22 protein-coding genes are annotated in these 21,689 nt (G+C 72.6%); 8 read left to right on the forward strand and 14 right to left on the reverse strand.

Annotation, left to right across the window (positions count from 1 at the left end):
- Positions 1 to 117: 117 nt before the first annotated feature.
- From ACZ7JZ_RS29290 to ACZ7JZ_RS29305, 4 genes are all read right to left on the reverse strand, one after another.
- Positions 118 to 1,380, reverse strand: coding sequence for a hypothetical protein (locus ACZ7JZ_RS29290; protein WP_470944499.1), 1,263 nt, complete (start codon positions 1,378 to 1,380; stop codon positions 118 to 120).
- Positions 1,370 to 1,930: a DUF6114 domain-containing protein gene (locus ACZ7JZ_RS29295; RefSeq protein WP_470944502.1), complete on the reverse strand. Its 561-nt coding sequence runs from the start codon at positions 1,928 to 1,930 to the stop codon at positions 1,370 to 1,372. Before ACZ7JZ_RS29295 ends, ACZ7JZ_RS29290 begins: the two co-directional genes overlap by 11 nt.
- A gap of 127 nt (positions 1,931 to 2,057) precedes the next feature.
- Complete coding sequence (locus ACZ7JZ_RS29300; RefSeq protein ID WP_470944505.1) at positions 2,058 to 2,690, reverse strand: DUF6230 family protein; 633 nt, start codon at positions 2,688 to 2,690, stop codon at positions 2,058 to 2,060.
- 553 nt (positions 2,691 to 3,243) lie between these two features.
- Positions 3,244 to 4,212 (reverse strand): tetratricopeptide repeat protein, encoded by a 969-nt coding sequence (locus tag ACZ7JZ_RS29305; RefSeq protein WP_470944507.1) that lies wholly within the window; start codon positions 4,210 to 4,212, stop codon positions 3,244 to 3,246.
- 231 nt (positions 4,213 to 4,443) lie between these two features.
- Between ACZ7JZ_RS29305 and ACZ7JZ_RS29310 the strand changes: the two genes are divergently transcribed.
- Positions 4,444 to 5,061 carry a TetR/AcrR family transcriptional regulator gene (locus ACZ7JZ_RS29310; protein ID WP_470944508.1) on the forward strand — a complete coding sequence of 206 codons (618 nt, stop codon included), beginning with the start codon at positions 4,444 to 4,446 and terminating at the stop codon, positions 5,059 to 5,061.
- A gap of 70 nt (positions 5,062 to 5,131) precedes the next feature.
- Here ACZ7JZ_RS29310 and ACZ7JZ_RS29315 read toward each other — a convergent pair whose 3' ends face one another.
- From ACZ7JZ_RS29315 to ACZ7JZ_RS29330, 4 genes are all read right to left on the reverse strand, one after another.
- Positions 5,132 to 6,832, reverse strand: a complete 1,701-nt coding sequence (locus ACZ7JZ_RS29315; protein ID WP_470944511.1) for an acyl-CoA mutase large subunit family protein — start codon at positions 6,830 to 6,832, stop codon at positions 5,132 to 5,134.
- Positions 6,833 to 6,949: 117 nt separating this feature from the next.
- Complete coding sequence (locus tag ACZ7JZ_RS29320) at positions 6,950 to 7,282, reverse strand: DUF3817 domain-containing protein (RefSeq protein WP_470944514.1); 333 nt, start codon at positions 7,280 to 7,282, stop codon at positions 6,950 to 6,952.
- Positions 7,283 to 7,377: 95 nt separating this feature from the next.
- Positions 7,378 to 7,887 (reverse strand): MarR family winged helix-turn-helix transcriptional regulator, encoded by a 510-nt coding sequence (locus ACZ7JZ_RS29325; RefSeq protein ID WP_470944517.1) that lies wholly within the window; start codon positions 7,885 to 7,887, stop codon positions 7,378 to 7,380.
- Positions 7,888 to 7,919: 32 nt separating this feature from the next.
- Positions 7,920 to 9,197, reverse strand: coding sequence for an MFS transporter (locus ACZ7JZ_RS29330; protein ID WP_470944519.1), 1,278 nt, complete (start codon positions 9,195 to 9,197; stop codon positions 7,920 to 7,922).
- Positions 9,198 to 9,341: 144 nt separating this feature from the next.
- Here ACZ7JZ_RS29330 and ACZ7JZ_RS29335 point away from each other — a divergent pair, with 144 nt between their 5' ends.
- Together ACZ7JZ_RS29335 and ACZ7JZ_RS29340 are read left to right on the forward strand one after the other, a co-directional pair.
- The gene (locus ACZ7JZ_RS29335) at positions 9,342 to 10,364 is read left to right on the forward strand and encodes a DUF5937 family protein (protein WP_470944522.1); all 1,023 of its coding nucleotides are present in this window, start codon (positions 9,342 to 9,344) and stop codon (positions 10,362 to 10,364) included.
- 72 nt (positions 10,365 to 10,436) lie between these two features.
- The gene (locus tag ACZ7JZ_RS29340; protein WP_470944524.1) at positions 10,437 to 11,564 is read left to right on the forward strand and encodes a glycoside hydrolase family 6 protein; all 1,128 of its coding nucleotides are present in this window, start codon (positions 10,437 to 10,439) and stop codon (positions 11,562 to 11,564) included.
- A 64-nt stretch (positions 11,565 to 11,628) separates the two neighbouring features.
- Here ACZ7JZ_RS29340 and glxA read toward each other — a convergent pair whose 3' ends face one another.
- The 4 genes from glxA to ACZ7JZ_RS29360 all read right to left on the reverse strand — a co-directional run bounded on the left by glxA (position 11,629) and on the right by ACZ7JZ_RS29360 (position 16,322).
- Positions 11,629 to 13,611: a radical copper oxidase GlxA gene (gene glxA / locus ACZ7JZ_RS29345; protein ID WP_470944527.1), complete on the reverse strand. Its 1,983-nt coding sequence runs from the start codon at positions 13,609 to 13,611 to the stop codon at positions 11,629 to 11,631.
- Positions 13,612 to 13,614: 3 nt separating this feature from the next.
- On the reverse strand, positions 13,615 to 15,384 hold the full coding sequence (locus ACZ7JZ_RS29350; RefSeq protein WP_470944529.1) for a glycosyltransferase family 2 protein: 1,770 nt from the start codon (positions 15,382 to 15,384) through the stop codon (positions 13,615 to 13,617).
- Between the two features lie 300 nt (positions 15,385 to 15,684).
- Positions 15,685 to 15,981 (reverse strand): MTH1187 family thiamine-binding protein, encoded by a 297-nt coding sequence (locus ACZ7JZ_RS29355; RefSeq protein ID WP_470944532.1) that lies wholly within the window; start codon positions 15,979 to 15,981, stop codon positions 15,685 to 15,687.
- A complete protein-coding gene (locus ACZ7JZ_RS29360; protein WP_470944536.1) occupies positions 15,978 to 16,322 on the reverse strand; it encodes a DUF3817 domain-containing protein in 345 nt (114 codons plus the stop codon). The genes ACZ7JZ_RS29355 and ACZ7JZ_RS29360 overlap by 4 nt, the downstream gene beginning before the upstream one ends.
- 151 nt (positions 16,323 to 16,473) lie before the next feature.
- On the opposite strand from ACZ7JZ_RS29360, the gene ACZ7JZ_RS29365 reads away from it, so the two are divergent.
- The 5 genes from ACZ7JZ_RS29365 to ACZ7JZ_RS29385 all read left to right on the forward strand — a co-directional run bounded on the left by ACZ7JZ_RS29365 (position 16,474) and on the right by ACZ7JZ_RS29385 (position 19,336).
- On the forward strand, positions 16,474 to 17,112 hold the full coding sequence (locus ACZ7JZ_RS29365) for an AIM24 family protein (RefSeq protein WP_470944540.1): 639 nt from the start codon (positions 16,474 to 16,476) through the stop codon (positions 17,110 to 17,112).
- Entirely contained in the window at positions 17,112 to 17,762 is a 651-nt protein-coding gene (locus tag ACZ7JZ_RS29370; RefSeq protein WP_470944543.1) for an AIM24 family protein, read from the forward strand. Before ACZ7JZ_RS29365 ends, ACZ7JZ_RS29370 begins: the two co-directional genes overlap by 1 nt.
- Positions 17,762 to 18,541 (forward strand): AIM24 family protein, encoded by a 780-nt coding sequence (locus ACZ7JZ_RS29375; protein WP_470944546.1) that lies wholly within the window; start codon positions 17,762 to 17,764, stop codon positions 18,539 to 18,541. The genes ACZ7JZ_RS29370 and ACZ7JZ_RS29375 overlap by 1 nt, the downstream gene beginning before the upstream one ends.
- 83 nt (positions 18,542 to 18,624) lie before the next feature.
- The gene (locus ACZ7JZ_RS29380; protein WP_470944549.1) at positions 18,625 to 19,128 is read left to right on the forward strand and encodes a MarR family winged helix-turn-helix transcriptional regulator; all 504 of its coding nucleotides are present in this window, start codon (positions 18,625 to 18,627) and stop codon (positions 19,126 to 19,128) included.
- A gap of 133 nt (positions 19,129 to 19,261) precedes the next feature.
- Positions 19,262 to 19,336, forward strand: a complete 75-nt coding sequence (locus ACZ7JZ_RS29385) for a 50S ribosomal protein bL37 (protein WP_372460710.1) — start codon at positions 19,262 to 19,264, stop codon at positions 19,334 to 19,336.
- Between the two features lie 92 nt (positions 19,337 to 19,428).
- On the opposite strand, the gene meaB is transcribed toward ACZ7JZ_RS29385, so the two are convergent.
- On the reverse strand, positions 19,429 to 20,391 hold the full coding sequence (gene meaB / locus ACZ7JZ_RS29390) for a methylmalonyl Co-A mutase-associated GTPase MeaB (RefSeq protein WP_470944552.1): 963 nt from the start codon (positions 20,389 to 20,391) through the stop codon (positions 19,429 to 19,431).
- 51 nt (positions 20,392 to 20,442) lie between these two features.
- Complete coding sequence (locus ACZ7JZ_RS29395) at positions 20,443 to 21,645, reverse strand: acetyl-CoA C-acetyltransferase (protein WP_470944554.1); 1,203 nt, start codon at positions 21,643 to 21,645, stop codon at positions 20,443 to 20,445.
- Between the last annotated feature and the right edge of the window lie 44 nt (positions 21,646 to 21,689).

Genomic DNA, 21,689 nt, shown 5'->3' on the forward strand with positions numbered 1-21,689 from the left:
CTCTGCTACCCCCCCTGGGGCAGCAAGAGCAGAAACCCCCGCTCGACGCCACACTGCGGCGGAGCGCGGCGCCTCTCTTTTCCCCAAACCGCCGCCCTCCCCGCTGCTCCCCCGCGCTCAGGCCGTGCCGGCGCGGTCGATCCAGTTCTGCAGGCCCGGCACCGTCAGGGTGCCCCCGAACTGGCCCGCCTGCTTCAGCTTGACGCTGGTGAAGAAGGCGAAGGGCACGTTCAGCGGCGGCGGGCTCTCGGGGCTGAAGGTGATCGGGATGATCCCGAAGAGGTTCCCCTTCAGCTCGTCGGTGTACATGGTGACCGTGCCGTCCCGGAAGGTGGACGTCGATCCCCGGGCCGCCTTCACGTGCGTGGTGTACGGGCCCTGGCGGACGGTCTGGTGCAGGTCCTTGATGTCGATCGAGGACGCGGTGAACTTCAGCACCTTCTTGATCTTCCCGCCGGCCGTCTTGACCTCGACGATGCCGTGGTAGTCCAGTCCGTAGAGGGTCAGCAGCGAGCTGTCGAGGTACCAGGGGTCGTCCGGCAGGAGCGGTACGCCGGGCTCCAGCTCCGCGTCGGCCAGGGCCTTTGCGTCGTACGTGGGGCACGGGAAGGGCTTCTTGCCGTCCCCGTCCGCCTGCGCACCCGTCTCGTCCCGCGGCTCCGCGGCCGTCCTCCTGACCTCGTCCGAGAGCTCCTCGACCTCGGCGCCCGCCCGCCGGGCCGCCTCGCGGACGGCCTCCTCGGCCGGATCCGGCGCGGACTGCACGGGCCCCCGCGCCCCGGGGGCCGCGGGCTGCTCCGGCGGCGGGGTGGCCGCCTTGCGCCCGAGCCGGCGGGCCGCCTCGTCGAGGAACTCCCCGATCCGGTCCCCCACCCCGAGCGGGTCGAGCGGGTCCACCGTGTCCCCCGGGGCCGGCGGGGGCTGTACGGGCCGGGCGGGCCCGGCCGTCGCCGTGGCGGAGGGGGAGGCCGCGGGCTCCGGCTCGCCGGTGTCCCCCGGGGCCGGGGTCGTACCGGGCGAGGGCGGGGCGGTGGGCTTCTCCCCCGGCTCGTCACCGGGCTTGCCGGGCTTGTCGCCGGGCTTCCCGCCGGGGGTAGCGGACGGCGAGGGCGTGGCCTCCGGCGCGGCCGGCTCGTCGGAGCGGGTCACGCAGGGGCCGGGGGCGAAGGGGATGTCCTTGTCGTCGGCCAGGGCCAGCCGGGGGGCCATGCCCATCCCCACGAACACGGCGGTCGGCATCGCCGCCAGGGCCATCGCCTTGCCGGCGGGTATCTGGAGCTTGGTCAGCAGGGACTTCCTGGGCGCCGCGTGCCGCGGCCCCCTCCGCTCACGGGAGTCTGCGCCCGGGGCAACCGCCCGCTGCGTCTCGTCACCCCGCACTGTTCCTCCCGCCGTTGGCGTGGGCAGTCGTCTCGGTCGCATCGGACTTCTCGAACGACACGCGCGGGGCGTGGCCGTACGGGGTCTCCTGCGGGGCCGTTTCCGCGCGGGGGCCGGGCAGTACCGCCTCGTCCGCCTCGTCGGCGGGCTGTCCCGGGGCCCAGGAGAGCGCGAGCCCGCCGCCGATCAGGGCGCACAGGAATCCCATGAAGAAGCCGCCGATGTTCGACACCGGGAGGGAGACCAGGGCGAGCAGGATCGACGCGACACCCGCGAAGATGCGGATGCTCTCCTGGAACCAGAGGGCCAGGCCGAGGGTGACCAGGAGCACGCCGATGATCAGCGAGCCCGCGCCGGCCGTGGTGGCCATGGCGATCGTGACATTGCCCAGCCGGAGGTCGGCGTACGGGAAGTAGGCGATCGGGACGCCGCCGAGCAGCGTGAACAACCCGGCCCAGAAGGGCCGCTGGCCGCGCCAGTCGCGGAACTTCATCCTCGCGAAGGCCAGCCAGTGCATGTCTGCGTGGGAACCGGGGATCTCGGCGTTCATGGACTACAGCTCCCTGGAAACGGTGGTACGGAGAACTCTGAAGATCACAGGTGACCGGACGGGCGGGTGACCGGCGAACGACCGCCCGCCCGTCCGGCTACGCGTTCAGCTCACGGGCCCGACGGGCCTAGTAGCACGGGTCGTTGCCCGCGATGAGCTTCAGGCTGAGGTTGCTCAGCTTGAACGTGCCGGCCGTGGTGGCCCACGCACGCTGCTTCACGCCCTCCAGGACCGCCACCTCGGCGCGCTGCGAGAAGGCGTACGGGTTCTTGACCGTCCCCGGCTGCGGCTTCGTCGCGTGGCTGGCGTCGCCGACGGCGACACCGATGTCGAGGTTCTTGAAGGTGGACACCTCGGTGTCCAGGTCGGCGACGTCGAGGTAGATGTTGTCGGCGACGGCGGGCGAGCCCTTGTGGCCCGCGCGCAGCTTCATGGTGATGTTGCCGAGGCCGGGCACCGGGGTGACCAGCGACTGGCACATGTTGCTGATCTCGGCCTTCTTGAAGCCCGAGATCGTGACCGGGTGCGCGGCCTTGTTGCCGTGCATGTCGTGGCCTTCGGCGACTCCGCCGTACTGGATCAGGTCGTAACCCTCGAGCTTGTCGGCCGTGACCTTGAAGTCCTGGCCGGACACGCTGAACGAGGCCGCGAGGGCGCCCTGCGCCAGACCGACGCCGACCGCGGCCGTGGCCGCGATGCTCGGCACCATGACCAGCGCGAAGCGCTTCCATCTGGTCCCGCCACGAACCTGGGAACTCATGTGTTTCCTCCTTCTCGGACGTACATCTCCGGTCCGGGGCAAGCCCGTCCTGGGATGGGAGAAGTGCTACGTCCTCGGAGGAGCGCAAGCGGCCGAGGCGGCGCGAACCGCAACGGGAACACCGGCGACCACCCCCGAGCGACAACCACTGGGCCGCACTGGCGCACGGCCGGAGGACAGGCCCTGCCGACGGCAGAGACCCCCCTGTCCCGGGCCGGTGCGACTGCCACCGGCCCGCCCGGTGGGGACCCATCTGAGCGATGGACCGAGCGTGGCCGATCGTGGTGCATTCACGGCCGGGGCACAAGGGGGTTCGTTACCGGCTAGTAACGGGACGATAACCAGCGTGCGTACGGGCGGCTCCGGGCAGCGACGCAGGGTCGTACCCGAGGCCACGACAGAAGGGGGCGCAGGCCAATAAACCGGGCAGAACCCGGGAGGGGACTTACTCCGAGTAACAGCGGCCGCGATAGCCAAGTTTTGGCAAAGCGCGGCCGTTGTTTGTCTCGGCGTCAATAACACTGCCGTCCGTTAACCGGAATCGGCGTCCGGATCAGAAGAGCACCCGCGCGAGGGCCGTACGGGCCGCGGAAACCCGGGGGTCGTCGGCGCCGATCACCTCGAAGAGCTCCAGCAGGCGCAGCCGTACGGAATCCCGCTGCTCGCCCGCCGTGACGCGCACGGTGTCGATCAGGCGCCCGAAAGCGTCCGATACGTGCCCGCCGGCAAGGTCCAGGTCCGCCGCGGCGATCTGGGCCGCCGGGTCCCGGGGGTCGGCGGCCGCGGCGGCGCGCACCGCCTGCGGGTCCATGTCCCGCACCCGCAGGAGCAGTTCGGCCTGCGCGAGGCCGAGGCGGGCCTCGGTGTTGCCCGGGTCGTCGGCGAGGACGTTCTTGTACGCCTGCACGGCGCCGCCCAGGTCCCCCGCGTCGAGCGCGTCCACGGCCGCGGCCAGCAGGGCGTCGTACGGGCCGACCGGGTCCCCGGCCGGGAGGGGGGCGCCCTCGGCGTCCGGGTCCACGGCGATGCCGGTGATCCCGAAGCGCTCCTCGGCGATCTGCACCAGCTGGGCCAGCGTCTCGCGGATCTGGGCCTCGGGCGCCGCGCCCTGGAAGAGGGGCAGGGCCTGTCCGGCCACCACGGCGAAGACCGCCGGGATGCCCTGGATGCCGAACTGCTGCATGAGCATCTGGTTGGCGTCCACGTCGACCTTGGCCAGCAGGAAGCGCCCGCCGGCCTCGACGGCGAGGCGCTCCAGCAGGGGGCCGAGCTGCTTGCAGGGCTCGCACCACTCGGCCCAGAAGTCGATGACGACGGGCACCTCGGCCGAGCGCTGCAGGACGTCCCGCTCGAATCCGGCCTCGTCTACGTCGATGACCAGCGCGGAGGGGGGTACGGCAGCACTGCCGCCCTGGCGCGCGGCCTCGGCACGGGCCTGCTCGGCCTTGGCCTTGGCCTCACCGGCCGCCTTCACAGCGGCGAGGTCGACTACGCCGCTCATGGACATGTTTCTGGGCTGCATGCGTACATCCTCCCCCCTGCGCGCGCGACCGCGAAAAGAGCGGCCGAAAACATCCGGTCGGAAGACCGGTTGTGAAGGAGCGCACGGATCTGCGGGTCGGCGCCGGGTCCCCACCGGGCGCCTGTGGTTGTCGCTCTTACGCTACGGGCCGTAGCGTAACTGGATCCCCGCCCGCGCGCTGCGTGATCTGGGCCACACCCCGCTCACCGACCGACCGGTATGGTCGCCGCCATGCACAACAGACCCGCCTCCCGCACCGGCCGCCCCCGCAGCGCCGCCGCGGACGCCGCGATCCTCGCGGCCACCCGCGAGGCGCTGGTCGAACTGGGCTGGTCCAAGCTGACGCTCGGGGACGTCTCGGTGCGCGCCGGGGTGGCCAAGACCACCCTGTACCGCCGCTGGTCGGGGAAGAACGAGCTGGTCGTGGACGCGGTGGCGGAGCTCTTCGACACCCTCGAACTGCCGGACCGCGGCTGTCTCGAAGCCGATGTCGAGTACGTGGTCCTGCAGTTCGCCGGGCTGCTGGCGCGCCCCGAGGCGCGGACCGCGCTGATGGCGGTGGTCGCCGAGTCCACCCGCGACGACGCGCTGCGCGAGCGGATCCGCTCGGCGATCGTGGAGCGCCAGAAGCACCTGGTGGCGCTGGGCCGCGAGCGGGCCCAGGCCCGGGGGGAGCTGCCGCGCGAGGAGGACGGGGAGCTGGTGGCCGCCGCCACGGACCTGGTCTTCGACGTGATAGCGGGCTCGGTGGTGCACCGCGCCCTGGTCAGCGCCGAGCCCGTGGACCCGTCCTGGGCCGCGGCGTTCACCGCCCTGCTGGTGCACGGCCTGAAGGGCCCGGCCGCCTGACCCTCCCGTACGCGCGGAGGCCGCCGGGCCCGTGCCCCGGCGGCCTCCGCCTGTGCTGCCCCGCAGGGGCCTAGAAGCCCGCGGGCTCCGTGTAGGTGCCCCACTCCTCGCGGAGGGTGTTGCAGATCTCCCCGAGCGTGGCCTCGGCCCGTACGGCGTCCAGCATGGCCGGGATCATGTTCGAGCCGTCGCGGGCGGCGGCGAGCATGGCCCCGAGGGACGCGGCGACCTTCGCCTCGTCGCGCCGGCCCTTGCGCTCCGCCAGGGCGCGGACCTGCTCCCGCTCGACCTCGTGGCTGACGCGCAGGATCTCCAGGTCGCCGGTGACCGAGCCGTGGTGGACGTTGACGCCGACCACGCGCTTGTCGCCCTTCTCCAGGGACTGCTGGTAGCGGAAGGCCGATTCGGCGATCTCGCCGGTGAACCAGCCGTCCTCGATACCGCGCAGGATGCCCGAGGTGATCGGGCCGATGGGGTGCCGGCCGTCGGGGTGGGAGCGCAGGCCGCGCTCCTTGATCTGCTCGAAGATCTTCTCGGCGTCGGCCTCGATGCGGTCCGTGAGCTGCTCGACGTACCAGGAACCGCCCAGCGGGTCGGCCACGTTGGCCACCCCGGTCTCCTCCATGATCACCTGCTGGGTGCGCAGGGCGATCTCGGCGGCCTGCTCGCTGGGCAGGGCGAGGGTCTCGTCCAGGGCGTTGGTGTGCAGGGAGTTGGTGCCGCCGAGGATGGCCGAGAGGGCCTCCACGGCCGTGCGGACCACGTTGTTGTACGGCTGCTGGGCGGTGAGCGAGACCCCGGCGGTCTGGGTGTGGAAGCGCAGCCACTGCGCCTTGTCGGTCCTGGCGCCGTAGACCTCCTTCATCCAGCGGGCCCAGATCCGGCGGGCGGCGCGGAACTTGGCGATCTCCTCGAAGAAGTCGAGGTGGGCGTCGAAGAAGAAGGACAGGCCGGGGGCGAAGACGTCCACGTCCATGCCCCGGGAGAGGCCGAGCTCCACGTACCCGAACCCGTCGGCGAGGGTGTAGGCGAGCTCCTGTGCGGCCGTGGCCCCGGCCTCGCGGATGTGGTAGCCGGAGACGGACAGGGGCTTGTACGCGGGGATCCCGGCGGCGCAGTACTCCATCAGGTCGCCGATGAGGCGCAGGTGGGGCTCCGGCTCGAAGATCCACTCCTTCTGCGCGATGTACTCCTTGAAGATGTCGGTCTGCAGGGTGCCGTTGAGCACCCCGGGGTCGACACCCTGCCGCTCGGCGGCGACGAGGTACATGCAGAAGACGGGCACGGCCGGGCCGCTGATGGTCATGGAGGTGGTGACACCCCCGAGGGGGATGTCCTTGAACAGGACCTCCATGTCGGCGGCGGAGTCGATGGCGACCCCGCAGTGGCCGACCTCGCCGAGGGAGCGCGGGTCGTCGGAGTCGCGGCCCATCAGGGTGGGCATGTCGAAGGCCACGCTGAGCCCGCCGCCGCCGGCGGCCAGGATCATCTTGTAGCGCTCGTTGGTCTGCTCGGCGTTGCCGAAGCCCGCGAACTGGCGGATGGTCCACGTCCGGCCGCGGTAGCCGGTGGGGTGCAGGCCGCGGGTGTACGGATACTCCCCGGGCCAGCCGATCCGCTCGAAGCCCTCGTACCGGTCGCCGGGGCGGGGGCCGTAGACCGGCTCCACCTCGTCGCCGGAGAGCGTGGTGAAGTCGGCCTCGCGCTTGCGGGCCTTGTCGTAGCGGGCCTGCCAGCGGAGGCGGCCTTCCTCGATGGCGTCAGCATCCATGCCTCCGAATTTACTAGGACGTCCTAGTAAATGTCGATGGGGAACCGCTCCCGGACACACGGAAGCGGGCCCCGGGATACTCCCGGGGCCCGCTTCCACGCGTGCGGAGGGCTGCCGTCAGGCCTTGGCCGGCTCCGGGCGCGGGTCGGCGATCAGCGGCTCGACCTCGGCGCGGACGTTCTTCTCCACGAAGAAGGCGGCGAAGGGGATGGTGCCGGAGACCAGCACCCACAGCAGCTTGCCGAAGGACCACTTGGCCTTGGAGCCCAGGTCGAAGGCGAAGACGAGGTACACCATGAAGAGCACGCCGTGCGCCTGCGAGACCGCGAAGGTCAGGTCGGCGCCGGTGTCGAAGCCGTACTTGGCCACCATGCAGGCGCAGAGGATCAGGAGCATGACCGCGGTCACGAGGGCCATGACGCGGTAGCGGGTCAGCACGCTTCGTTTCATGCCTACGAGCCTAACCGTCCGCAGGCGCGATCTTGACGGGGGTCCGCCTCCGCCGCCCCTGCCCCACGCCGCGCCCGCGCTCCTCCTGCTCCCCCCTACTTCTCCTCGAAGTCGGCGGCCGCGACCCGCAGCGGACGCAGCATCGCGAAGATCTCCGCGCACTCCTCCGCGTCGTACACGCCGAGCCCGAAGTCCACCGCCATCAGGTCCTTGGTGGCCGCCTCGACCACCTCGCGGCCCTTCTCCGTGATGGAGGCGAGGGTGCCGCGCCCGTCGTTGGGGTTGGGGCGCTTGGCCACGAGCCCGGAGCGCACCAGCCGGTCCACGGTGTTGGTGACGGAGGTCGGGTGCACCATCAGCCGCTCGCCGATCTTCGACATCGGCAGTTCGCCGGCCCGCGAGAAGGTCAGCAGCACCAGGGCCTCGTAGCGCGCGAAGGTCAGCCCGTACGGCTTGACCACCGCGTCGACCTCCCCGAGCAGGATCTGGTGGGCCCGCATGATCGAGGTGATCGCGGCCATCGAGGGCGCCGGCCCCCAGCGGCCCTGCCACAGCTCGTCGGCGCGGGCGATGGGATCGAAGGGGAGGCTCAGCGGCTTGGACACGTGCCGACCCTACCGGGGGGTCATTTCGCGGGTCAGCCCCGTCTCGCTTTTCGGTCACCCTCGGTCGCCCTCACCTCACCGAGCAGCACCAGGACGCAGCCGGTGCCGAGCACGGCCGCGCCGGTGACCACCCAGGTCACCGGGACCAGCTCGGCCGCGAGCCCGGCCAGGGCCATCCCGGCCCCCTGGAGGGTCATCAGGCCGGTGCTGAGCACGGTCATCGCCTGCCCGCGCAGCTCCGCGGGCACGGCTTCGACGTACCACTGGTCCAGACCGAGGGTGTAGGCGTGCGCGAACCCGGCGAGGACCAGCAGGAGGGCGGTGGCCCCTACACCGGGGCGGAGCGCGTAGCCGAGCAGCGGCAGCAGTCCGGCGGCGGCGAGCGGTACGACGATCCGCTCGCGGGCCCGCGGCCCGAGGGCGGAGCCGGCCCACAGCTCGCCCGCGATGGTGCCGACGGGCAGGGCGCACATGAGCAGCCCGAGGGCGGCGGTACCGGCTCCGATGCCGTCGGCGTACGGGACCATCAGCGCCTCGGGGGCGACGACGAACAGCGGGGGCAGCCAGAGGAGCAGGGTGAGGGCGCGCAGCCGCCGGTCGCCGAAGACCTCGCGGACCCCGGCGAGCGGGGAGGGCCGCGGGGCGCCCGCGGCGCGGGCGGGGCGCAGGGAGGTGCCGAAGCGCAGGAGCAGGGCGGAGCCGAGGAAGGCGGCGGCCGTGAGCGCGAGCGCCCCGCGGGCGGGGACCACGGCGAGCAGCAGTCCGCCGACCCCGAAGCCGGCGAGCTGGGCGCTCTGCGCGACCATCCGCAGCAGGGAGCGGCCGAGGACGTAGGTGTCGCCCTCGCCGAGGATGTCGGCGAGGGAGGCGTTGCGCACGCCCGTGAAGAGGGGGGCGACGAAGGCCATGGTGCAGCGCAGGACGAGCAGCACGGCCACGGGGGTGCCCGGCAGCACCATCAGCGCGGCGCAGCCGGCGCACACGAGGTCGCAGAGGACCAGGACGCGCCGGGCGGGGAGCCGGTCGGCGAGCGGGGCGAGCAGGGTGCCGCCGGCGAGGTAGGGCAGGAAGCCGAGGGCGAAGGTGAGGGCGCTCATCGCGGGCGAGCCGGTGAGCCGGTACACGAGCACGGTCAGGGAGAGCTCGGCGACGACCACGCCGAGCACGGAGGCGAGGTGTGCGGCGAACACGGGCCGGAACTCCCGGACGCCGAGGGGGGCGCGGTATCCGGGACGGGCGGCGGCCCGGGCGGGCGGGGTGCCGGGGGCGGCGTCGGGGGCGCCGGGCGAGGCGTCGGGTGCAGCGGACATGGCGCCGAGCCTGTCGGCCCGGGCGGCGGCGGACGATAGATTCGGGCTGGCCCGAATCCGACCGGATCCACCGTCGGGCCGGGGTCCCGGCGCCGGGCCGGGGTCCGGGTGCGGCGGGAGCGACGGCGGGGAGGCGGGCGGCGCGTGGCGTTCTACCTGCGGTTCGGGGAGGCCGACCTGCTGCGGTGCCGGTTCGCGGTGTCGCCGCGCTGGGAGACGCAGGAGGCCGTGCGGACCCTCGCGCGCCCGGAGCGGCTCGGGTACCACCTGCCCTGGCTGCGGGCGGTCCGCAGCGCCGCCGCCGGGCTGGACCTGCGGCCGCTGTGGCTGCTGATGCCGCTGCGCGGGCACAGCCCCGACTTCCTGGGCCCGCCGCCGCTGGGCCCGAACGCCTCCTTCGCCCAGGAGATCGCCTCGGTACGGGCGGCCGCGGCGGACCCGGAGGCCGTACGGGCGGACCTGGCCCGGTCGCTGGCCTGCACCCCGGGCGCCCCGGAGAGCGCCGCGGGCCGGGCCATGCTGGCCGATCCGGCCGCGGCGGTGGAGCGGCTGGCCGCCCTCACCGAGCAGGCGTGGCACGTGCTCGTGGAACCGCACTGGCCCCGGCTGCGCGCCCTGCTGGAGGCGGACGTGGTCTTCCACTCCCGGCGGCTGGCCGCCGAGGGGCTGGCGGGGCTGTTCGCCGGGCTGCACCCGGACCTCTCCTGGGACGAGCGCGCGGCCACGCTCGCCCTCGGCCGGCCCGGCCACCACGACCGGGACCTCGGCGGGCAGGGGCTGGTGCTGATGCCGAGCGCCTTCGTGTGGCCCGAGGTGGTGGGCGGTTTCGACCCGCCCTGGCAGCCGACCGTCATCTACCCGGCCCGCGGGGTCGGGGCCCTGTGGGGCGGCGGGCGGGAGCGCACCCCGCAGGCGCTGGCCCGGCTGCTGGGGCCGGCACGGGCCGATGTGCTGTGCGCCCTGGGCGAGCCCGCGTCCACCGGCGACCTCGCCGTCCGGCTGGGCCTCGCGCCCTCCTCGGTCTCGGCCCACCTGAAGGCGCTCCTGGGGGCCGGTCTGCTGCTCGCCCACCGGCACGGGCGCCGGGTGCTGTACGAGCGCACGCCGCTCGGGATCGCCCTGGCGGCGGGCGCCGACCCGGCAACAGGGGTACCGCCGGTGTCGTGACCCTCCGACCACTGTCCGTTATGTCACGATAACCCGGTCCGTTGCCCGCCCAGCCGCCCCGAGGGGTCCCGGATGCCAGGCCACCAGAGCCGCCCAGACCACAGCAGCCAGAGCCGGAACCGGAGCGAGCACCCGAACCGGAACCGGCAGACCCGCCGCCGCCTCCCGCGCCCCCCGCGCTCCCGGCTCGGCGCCCTCGCCCTGGCCGCCCTGCTCCTGCCGGCCGCCGCCTGCTCCCCCGGATCCGGGTCCGGGCGGGACGCGCCCGCAGCGACCCGGGCCGCCACCGGCGGCGCCGGAACCTCCGCAGAACCCGCGCCCGCCTCGCCCTTCTGGGTGGACCCGCAGAGCGATGCGGCCCGGCAGGTCGCGAGCTGGGAGGCGCAGGGCCGCACCGGGGACGCGCAGGTGCTGCGCCGGATCTCGGAGCGCCCGATGGCGCTGTGGGGGCCGGGCGAGGACCCGGCGCCGGAGATCCGGCGGGCGGCGGCCTCGGCCCGCGCGGAGGGCCGGACCCTGGTGCTGACGGCGTACAACATCCCCTACCGGGACTGCGGTCAGCACTCCGCGGGCGGGGCCGCGGACGCCGCGGCCTACCGCCGCTGGATCGGCGCCTTCGCCGGGGCCATCGGCACCGCGAAGGCGATCGTGATCCTCGAACCGGACGCGGTCCCGCACATCATCGACGGCTGCACCCGGGCCGACCACCACGCCGAGCGGCTCCAGCTGCTGTCGGAGGCGGTGGACCGGCTCAAGGCCCAGCCGGGCACCCGCGTCTACATCGACGCCGGCAACCCGGCCTGGATCCCCGACCCGCAGAAGCTCGTCGAGCCCCTCTTCAAGGCGGGCCTGGAGCGCGCCGACGGCTTCTCGCTGAACGTGTCGAACTTCCAGCCGGACGCGGAGGGCCGGGCGTACGGGGCGAGGATCTCGCAGGCCACCGGCGGCAAGCACTTCGTGATCGACACCAGCCGCAACGGCGACGGCCCGCTCCCGGGCAACCGGGAGCAGGCCTGGTGCAATCCGCCGGGCCGGGCGCTGGGCGCGCCGCCCACCGACCGGACGGGCGACCCGCTCGTGGACGCGTACCTGTGGATCAAGCGCCCCGGGGAGTCGGACGGGCAGTGCCGGGGCGGGCCCTCGGCGGGCACCTGGTGGCCGGACTACGCGCTGGGGCTGGCGCGCCGCGCCCGGCAGTAGCGCGTGGTCCGCGCGCGTCCGCCCGTACCGGGCAACCGGTACGGGCGGACGCGCGCGCAGGCCGTCAGGGCGTCTTCGGCGCGGGCTGCTTGACCTGGATCCACTTGGCCACCGACGGGGTCCCGTCGGCGTCCGTGACGAAGAGCATGTACCAGCCCGGCGGCACCAGCGTCGGGTCGGCGGGCACGTCCACGGTGACCGTGCCCGCGGCCTCGTCCTTCTCCAGCCCCAGTGCGATCGAGCGCTGCTCGACGTCCGTGGTGTGGGTGACGGCGCTGGGCCGCATCAGCCGGGCCCGCTCGATCCGGGTCGGGTCCGGGGTGGTGAAGGTGGCGCGGCCGTTCTGGTCCACCTCCTGCGGGCCCTGGCCGAGGGCGGGCCGCAGCGCGGGGTCGCGGTGCAGGTAGGGCGGGGTGTAGACCTCCATCCGGGTGTCGAACTTGCCCAGCTTGGTGTTGTCCTTGTCCGCGAAGAGCGGGTCGGATCCGAAGGTGGCCACCCGGCCGTCGGGCAGCAGCAGGGCCTCCGAGTGGTAGTTGCGGCCCACCGAGGGGGCCGCGGCGGCCGTGAAGGCGTTGGTGCGCGGCCAGTAGAACTGGGCCCGGTGGATGTCGCTGGCCCCGCGGCCCCGGTAGTCCGCGGCGCCGCCGGTGGTGAACACCGAGTCGTCCGGCAGGATCACCGAGCTGAGGTAGCGGGTGCCCTGGGGCAGCTTCGGCCCGTCCCGGAAGACCGGGGAGGCCGCCTTCAGGTCCACGACCGCGGTCCGGCTGGTGGCCTTCGGGGACTCGCCGACCCCGCCGCCGCCGAGCACCATGAGCCGCTGGTCCTGGGCGGGGGGCAGCAGCAGGGAGGAGGAGGTCTCCAGCTGGTCGGGGTCCGTGAGGCCCTTGAGCTGCTGGAAGCTGTTCGTCTTGATGTCCCACAGGCCGGGCTCGCGGCCCTTCTCGGCGGGCCCGTACCCGGCGTTGGAGCCGGTGTAGAGGAGCTTGCCGCCCTGGGTGAGGAAGAGGGCGGGGTAGGTGGGGAAGTAGCGGAAGGGCCCCTTGGACCACTTCTTCGTCTTCGGGTCGTAGATCTCGTTGTCCCCGGGGACCACGTCGCCGACGTCGTTGAGCCCGGAGACCGCGAGCACCTTCCCGTCCTGGAGGGTGACCAGGGTGGGGTACCAGCGGGCGTCCTTCATCGGGGCGACGGGGATGTACTTCTCGGCCTTCGGGTCGAACTCGTACGCCGCCTTGATCCCCTGGAAGTCCTGCTTGTCCACGCTGAGCCGCTCGGCCAGCCCGTAGACGTTGTCGGCGTCCTTGCCCTTGAGCCCGACCACCTCGTACTGGGCGGCCTGGGTGGTGAGCCCCTGGGGCCCCTCCTGCGCGGCCTCGACGAACACCCGGGACTCGGCGGCCACCACCTTCGTCTTCCAGGGCAGCATCCGCCCGCTGCGCGCGTACGAGATCTCGAACTCGCGCTTGGCCTTCGGCACGGTGACGTCGAACTTGGACACGTACTCGACCCCGGAGGGGGACCGGAAGACGGTCCCCTTCTTGAGGGTGACGTCCTTGTCGGGGCTCTCGTTCTTGACCCGCATGCCCCCGCCGGCCCGGGTGACCTTTCCGTCGAGGACCTCGTAGCGGGCGGTGCCGCCGGCGACGAGCAGGCGGCCGTCGGGCAGCTGGCTGTGGCCGGCGCAGAAGAAGTCCTCGGGGGTGGGGATCTTCTTGAAGGTGTCGTTCGACGGGTCCCACAGGACGGTGTCGAAACTGCCCTTGTCGAAGTTCTCCTGGTTGTTGCCGGAGCCCGCGATCAGGAGCACCTTGCCGGTGTGCAGCAGGGCCGCGTGCATCGCGTTGACCCGCATCTCGCGGGGCATGTCGACCATGCCCCAGGAGCCGTACTGGACCTTGTAGCTGCCTTGGCCGATCTTGTAGGTGTGGTACCTGTCCTCGGCGAAGGAGAGGGCCGCCGGGGCGTTGAGCCCGGCGAGGACGACCACCGCGCCCACGCCGAAGGCGGTCTTCTTGAACTTCTTCGAAGGCCGGTAGGCCATGGGTCAGTTCCCTCCTGTGGTCGTGGCGAAGGCCGGCTCCGGCTCGTCCCCGGGCTCGGGTCCGCCGGCCAGCACGGCGGTGGTCGTACGGGCCCGCACCCGGCGCTCCCGCAGGAGGCCCGCGCCCCACACCGCGACCGGTGCGAGGGCGATCAGCAGGGCCAGGACCGCCCAGACGCGCATGGCCGCATGGGTGTGGTCGTAGCGGACCGAGGCGGCGAGGGAGGTCACGAGCACCGCGGCCCAGAAGAGGTGGATGCGGAAGGTCGCGAGCCGGTCGGGGCTGGCGCCGTCCCCCTTGGGGGTGACGACGAACCGGCCGCGGGTGCGCAGCACCGCCGAGCCCAGGGACCGCAGGTAGACCGGGGCGCAGACGGCGGACATCGCCATGCCGGCCAGTCCGCCGGAGCCCGCGGGCTCGTGGGGTGAGACGTTGTGCCGCCGGTTCCAGAGGTAGAGGCCGATCTGGAGGGCCGCCGCGTCGCTGTAGAGCATCAGCCACACCGAGGAGGAGACCTGGGTGCCCGAGGCGCCGAACCAGAGGAACAGCACGCAGCTGAGGATGCCCAGCAGCCAGTTCACGGCGGTCATCGGGTAGTAGACCAGCATCAGCGTGTAGTTGAGCCAGCGCCCCGGAGGCATCCGGAAGAAGCTCTTCCAGTACTGCTTGACGAGGGTCTCGTACGTGCCCCGGGACCAGCGCAGCTGCTGGGTGAAGAAGTCGGTCCAGGAGGCCGGGCCCTCGCCGACGGCCAGCACGTCCGGGGTGTAGACGGAGCGCCAGTAGCGGCCGGTGGCCTTGTTGCGCCGGCGGTGCAGCTCGAAGCCGGTGGCCATGTCCTCGGTGATGGAGTCGTACAGGCCGCCCACCGAGAGGAGGGCGCTGATGCGCACGACGTTGTTGGTGCCGACGAACATGGGGGCGCCGTACCGGTTGCCCGCGCGCTGGATCAGCGCGTGGAAGAGGTACTGCTGCGATTCGGCGGCCTTGGTGACGGACTCGGTGTAGTTGCCGTAGACCTGCGGGCCGACGACGAAGGCCACGTCGGGGTCGCGGAAGAACCCGAGCATCCGCTCCAGGAACTGCGGCAGCGGGACGTGGTCGGTGTCGACGGAGGCGAAGAACTCGTACTCCGAGCCGTGCATGGCCAGCCAGGCGTTGTAGTTGCCGTGCTTGGTCTTCTCCCGGTGCGGACCCTTGGGCCGGTTCCACGCGGGCACGCCCTTGCGGGTGAAGTGGCGGGCCCCGAGCTCGGCGCACAGCGCCTGCGCGGCCGGGTCGTCGCCCTCGTCGAGGAGCCAGACGTCCAGCAGCCCGTCGTGGCGGATCCGCAGGGCCGCCTCCAGCGTGGCCCGCACCATCGGCAGCGGTTCCTTGCCGGGGACGTACGTCGTGAGGAAGGCGACCCGGGTGCCGGGCTCCGGCACCACCGGGACCGGGTCCCGGGCGACCATCGTGGCGTGGGCGATGGAGACCACGTTGACCACCATGAAGAGCATGATCAGCGCGATCGAGCCGAGCATCACGGCGTCCAGCCTGACCAGCCAGGGGTCGGCGCCCTCGCGTTCCGTCCAGTGGGAGGGCCAGACCAGGTAGAGCAGCAGTCCGGCGGCCGCGAGCGGGGCCAGCGTCATGAGGAGGGCTGCGCGTATTCGGTGCGGCTCCCCGGACATCAGGGAGCGGTACTGCACCCGGTATCCGTTGGGGTCCGGCTCGCTCAGCGGGCCGGCGAGACGGCTGTGGGTCTCGTAGTCGTAGCCTCTCGGCCGCACGGTCCCTCCAGAGCTCGAAACCGATGTCTGATACGCCCACAAAAATGGACAGAACCGGGCGTGTCGAACGGAATGCGGCCGAGCGGGGGAGATGGGAGAGCCGGGAGATCGCACCGCCGTACGGGTGGGCACCCCCGCCCCGGAGCCCCCGGCGGAGTGCCGGTCCGGCCCGGGGACCGACGCGAAAGCCCCCGGCCGGGAGGGGCCGGGGGCTTTCGTACGGCAGGGCCGCGGGGGCTGCGCGCGCAGCGCCGGACCGGCGACCGGGCAGACGGATCGGCGGGGCCGCGGATCCGCCGGTCAGTCGCGGGCGAGGTGCCGCTCCACGGTCTCGACCTTGGAGTCGAGCCCGCCGATCACCCCGGGGCGGAGGTCCGCCTTCAGCACCAGCGAGACCCGCGGGGCCCGCGCCTCCACGGCCGCGACGGCACGCCGCACGACGTCCATCACTTCCTCCCACTCCCCCTCGACGGAGGTGAACATGGCGTCGGTGCGGTTCGGCAGCCCGGACTCGCGGACCACCCGCACCGCGTCGGCCACGTACGCGCCGACCTCCTCGCCGACCCCCAGCGGGGTGACGGAGAACGCGACGATCATGCCGCGGCGCCTTCCGCGGCGGGGCGCGCGGCCGTGAGGGCGGCCTCGTCGCGCTTGAGGATCCTGTCGCCGTACAGGCCTCCGAAGGGGATCACGGCCAGCACGAAGAAGAGCAGGACCTTCTTGAAGGGCCACTTGGCCTTGTTCCACACGTCGAGCAGGAAGACCGCGTAGACCACGAACAGCAGACCGTGCAGCGCGCCGAGCGGCGGCATCAGGTAGTCGATGTCCGAGATCCGGCTCAGCAGCGACCCGAAGACCAGCAGGGCCGGGAAGGACAGCGCCTCCGGTATCGAGATCAGGCGCAGGCGGTGCAGGGCGGAGGCGGTCTTGATGTCCACGGGGAACCTTCGGGCCGGGGTCGGGTGCCCGGCCATTGTCCCAGCCCGCTTTACCCGATCTTGACCCAGGGGGTTGTGACCCTCGCTGGCAGGGGCTGATATCGGTCACAACCCCCTGTTCGCCGCCGCCGGGGGCCGTTAACGTCTCCCCGTGGCTCAGTTCCGACTCCAAGGCAGCAAGGTCCTCGCCGTCGACCTCGCCGGCGACACCGTCAAAGCGAAGAACGGCTCGATGGTCGCCTACGACGGCCAGATGGCGTTCAAGAAGATGTCCGGCGGCGGTGAGGGCATCCGCGGCATGGTGACCCGCCGCCTCACCGGCGAACAGATGACGGTCATGGAGGTGCAGGGGCACGGCACCTGCTTCTTCGCCGACCGCGCGAGCGAGATCAACCTCGTCAACCTGCACGGCGAGAAGCTGTACGTCGAGTCCAGCAACCTGCTGTGCACCGACGGGGGCCTGCGCACGGGCACCCACTTCACCGGCCTGCGCGGCGGGGCGACGGGCAACGGCCTGTTCACCACCACCGTCGAGGGCACCGGCCAGGCGGCGATCATGTCCGACGGCCCGGCCGTGGTCCTGCGGGTCAGCGCCCAGTACCCGCTGTCGGTGGACCCGGGCGCGTACATCGCGCACACGGGCAACCTCCAGCAGCACTTCCAGTCCGGCGTGACCTTCCGCACCCTCATGGGCGAGGGCGGCGGCGAGGCCTTCCAGCTCCGCTTCGAGGGCGAGGGGCTCGTGTACGTGCAGCCCAGCGAGCGCAACACCGTCGGGGGCGACGTCTGATGCCGTTCAACCAGATCAACTCGAAGATGATCGAGGCCCAGGTGCTCCCCGGGCAGCGGCTCTACAGCCAGCGCGGCGCGATGCTCGCCTACCGCGGCGAGGTCTCCTTCACCCCGGACCTGACCGGCGGCCAGGGCGGGGTCATGGGCATGATCGGCCGGCGGGTGGCGGGCGAGCAGACCCCCCTGATGACGGTCGAGGGCCAGGGCACCGTGCTCTTCGGCCACGGCGGCCACCACGTGCACGTGGTCACCCTCGGCGGGGACACCCTGTACGTCGAGGCCGACCGCCTCCTCGCCTTCGACGGCACCCTCCAGCAGGGCACCATGTTCATGGGCTCGCAGGGCGGGGTCATGGGCATGGTCCGCGGGCAGGTCACGGGCCAGGGGCTGTTCACCACCACCCTCGCCGGGCACGGCTCGGTGGCCGTGATGGCCCACGGCGGGGTCATCGAGCTGCCGATCACCCCGCAGCGGCCGGTCCACGTGGACCCGCAGGCGTACGTGGCCCACCGGGGCGACGTGCGCAACAAGCTCTCCAGCGCGGTCGGCTGGCGGGACATGGTGGGGCGCGGCTCGGGCGAGGCCTTCCAGCTGGAGCTCTCGGGCCACGGAGTGGTGTACGTACAGGCGTCGGAGGAGAAGCTGTGATGACCGGACCCGTGGTCCTCGACCCCTACACCCTGCCGTCGGACGACAACGTCAACCCGTACACCTTCTGCGTGGAGCTCAAGGGCAGCCAGTGGTTCCTGCAGAAGGGGAAGATGATCGCCTACTACGGGCAGATCGACTTCAACGGCATCGGGCACGGCCGCTTCGACCGGCTGCTGCGCACGAGCTTCCACTCCCCGCTGCACGCCTCCGACTGGGTGGTCGCCGAGGGCTCGGGCAAGATGCTGCTCGCCGACCGGGCGTTCGACGTGAACTCCTTCGACCTGGACGAGGGCAACCTGACCATCCGGGCGGGGAACCTGCTCGCGTACCAGCCGAGCCTGGCGCTCAAGCAGTCGATCGTGCCGGGGTTCCTGACGCTGATCGGGACCGGCAAGTTCGTGGCGGCGTCCAACGGGCCCGTGGTGTTCATGGAGCCGCCGCTGCGGGTGGACCCGCAGGCGCTGGTGGGCTGGGCGGACTGCCCCTCCCCGTGCCACCACTACGACCACGGCTACATGCAGGGCGTGATGGGCGGGCTGCGGCAGCTCGCCGGTATCGGCGGGGCCTCGGGCGAGGAGCACCAGTTCGAGTTCGTGGGCGCCGGCACGGTGCTGCTGCAGTCGACGGAGCTGCTGATGGCGGCGCAGCCGGTGGGCGCGGTGCACGCCGAGGCGGGGGTTCCGGCGGCCGGCGGGCTCGCGGGCCAGCTGGGCCTGCCGCCCGGCGCCCGGCTCCCCGGGCAGCTGGGCGACCTCCAGCGCCGCTTCGGACTGTGACCGCTACGCTGCGGAGGGGCGTGGCCGCCGGTCCGGCCGTTCATTTTTGTACGAAATTCAACATCTTAGGGTAGAGTCCTCTTATGGAGACCGAGACGGCACCCCTCCCCCAGGACCAGTCCGGGGCAGTCCCCTGGCTGAGCGACGCCGAGCAGTGCGCCTGGCGCACGTACCTCGACGTCAACAGGCTGCTGACGTACCAGATGGAGAAGGACCTCCAGCCCTTCGGCCTGACCAACAACGACTACGAGATCCTGGTCAACCTCTCGGAGTCCGAGGACCACCGGATGCGGATGAGCGACCTCGCGACCGCGACCCTGCAGTCGAAGAGCCGCCTGTCCCACCAGATCACCCGGATGGAGGGCGCCGGGCTCGTGGTCCGCGTGAACTGCGAGTCCGACCGCCGCGGGCTGTACGCCGTCCTGACCGACCAGGGCATGGAGACCATGCGCAAGGTCGCCCCGCACCACGTGGCCTCCGTGCGCGCGCACTTCATCGACATGCTCTCCCCCGAGGCGCTGGAGGAGCTGCGCAGCTCCCTCAAGCCCGTCGCGGAGCACCTGCGCGACCGGCGCGGCAAGGTCTGAGCGGCGCCGGCCCGCCTGCGCGATCCGCAGCGCCTCCGTAGACTGGCGAACGCCCGATCTGTCCGGGATGCCTGTTTCTGACCCTGCTTTCGGCTGCGGACACGGAGCCGACGGAGTTGACGGAGGAGACGCCATGTCGAAGCGCGGCAACAAGCGGCGGGCCCGCAAGAAGAAGGGCGCGAACCACGGCAAGCGCCCCAACACCTGACACGGCGGTGCCCCCGCCCCCTCGCGAGGAGGGGGCGGGGGCACCGGCGCGTCCGGGTGCGGTACGGGCCCCGGGAGGGGCCGTACGGTCCCTCAGGCGCCCGCGGTGAGCCCGGCCAGCAGCTCGTCGGCCGCCGCGTACGGGTCCAGGGCGCCGGCGGCGACCCGCTCCGCGAGACCGCCCAGGTGGGCGTCCCCGCCCAGGTCCCCGATCCGCGAGCGCAGGGCCGTCACCGCGATCGTCTCGATCTCGCGGGCCGCCCGGGCCGCCCGCCGCCCGGCGAGCACCCCGCGCTCCTCCATCCAGGCCCGGTGCTTCTCCAGGGCCTCGACCAGCTCGTCGATCCCCTGGGACCGGGCCGCCACGGTCTTGACGATCGGCGGGCGCCAGTCACCGGGGCCGCGGGTCTCCCCCAGCCCCAGCATGTGGTTCAGCTCCCGCGCGGTGGCGTCGGCCCCGTCCCGGTCGGCCTTGTTCACCACGTACAGGTCGCCGATCTCCAGGATGCCCGCCTTGGCGGCCTGGATGCCGTCGCCCATGCCCGGGGCCAGCAGCACCACCGAGGTGTCGGCCTGCGAGGCGATCTCCACCTCGGACTGGCCCACGCCCACCGTCTCCACCAGGACCACGTCGCAGCCGGCCGCGTCCAGCACCCGGATGGCCTGCGGGGCGGCCCAGGCGAGCCCGCCGAGGTGGCCGCGGGTGGCCATCGAGCGGATGTACACCCCCGGGTCGGAGGCGTGGTCCGACATGCGCACGCGGTCGCCGAGGAGCGCCCCGCCCGAGAAGGGCGAGGACGGGTCCACGGCGAGGACGCCGACCCGCTTGCCGGCCTTGCGGTACGCGGTGACCAGGGCCGAGGTGGACGTGGACTTGCCGACCCCCGGGGAGCCGGTCAGGCCGACCACGTAGGCCCTGCCGGTGAGCGGGGCCAGCGCGGCCATCACCTCGCGCAGCTGCGGGGACGCCCCCTCGACCAGTGAGATCAGCCGGGCCACCGCCCGGGGCCTGCCCTCGCGGGCCTGCGCCACGAGCTGGGGGACGTCCACCGTCATGCGTTCTGCGCTCCTCGGTTCGGTGCGGTCGGGCTCACTGGGTCGCGCAGGTCACGCCTTCGGCACGCGCAGGATGAGCGCGTCGCCCTGGCCGCCGCCGCCGCACAGGGCGGCCGCTCCGAGGCCGCCGCCGCGCCGCTTGAGCTCCAGCGCCAGGTGCAGCACCACGCGGGCGCCGGACATGCCGATGGGGTGGCCCAGGGCGATGGCGCCGCCGTTGACGTTCACCTTCTCGGAGGTCACGCCCAGGTCCTTCATTGACTGGACGGCAACCGCGGCGAAGGCCTCGTTGATCTCGATCAGGTCGAGGTCGGCGACCTGCTTCCCCTCCTTCTCCAGGGCGTGCAGGATCGCGTTGGACGGCTGCGACTGGAGCGAGTTGTCCGGGCCGGCCACGTTGCCGTGGGCGCCGATCTCCGCGATCCACTCCAGGCCCAGCTCCTCGGCCTTGGCCCTGCTCATCACGACCACCGCGGCGGCGCCGTCGGAGATCTGCGAGGAGGTGCCCGCCGTGATCGTGCCGTCCTTCGCGAAGGCCGGGCGCAGCTTGCCGAGGGACTCGGCGGTGGTCTCGGCGCGGATGCCCTCGTCGGCCGAGAAGAGCACCGGGTCGCCCTTGCGCTGCGGGATCTCGACCGGGGTGATCTCGGCCTCGAAGACGCCGTTCTTCTGGGCGGCGGCGGCGCGCTGGTGCGAGGCGGCGGCGAAGGCGTCCTGCGGGGCGCGGTCGATGCCGAGGCGGGTGTTGTGCTTCTCGGTGGACTCGCCCATGGCGATGCCCTCGAAGGCGTCGGTCAGGCCGTCGTACGCCATCGCGTCGAGCATCTCGACGGCGCCGTACTTGTAGCCCTCGCGGGACTTGGGGAGCAGGTGCGGGGCGTTGGTCATGGACTCCTGGCCGCCGGCCACGACCACGTCGAACTCTCCGGCGCGGATGAGCTGGTCGGCCAGCGCGATGGCGTCGAGGCCCGAGAGGCAGACCTTGTTGATCGTCAGCGCGGGCACGTTCATCGGGATGCCGGCCTTGACGGCGGCCTGGCGGGCCGGGATCTGGCCCGCGCCGGCCTGGAGCACCTGGCCCATGATCACGTACTGGACCTGGTCCCCGGAGATGCCGGCCCGCTCCAGCGCGGACTTGATCGCGAAGCCGCCGAGGTCGGCGCCGGAGAAGGACTTGAGAGAACCAAGAAGGCGACCCATGGGCGTGCGGGCCCCGGCGACGATCACCGACGTGGTGCTGTTCGTTCCGGACATGTTGGCGAATCCCCTTTCAGCTGGGGAAGCTGAGGAGTGAACGA

The organism is Streptomyces sp. NPDC038213 (genome assembly GCF_055600495.1).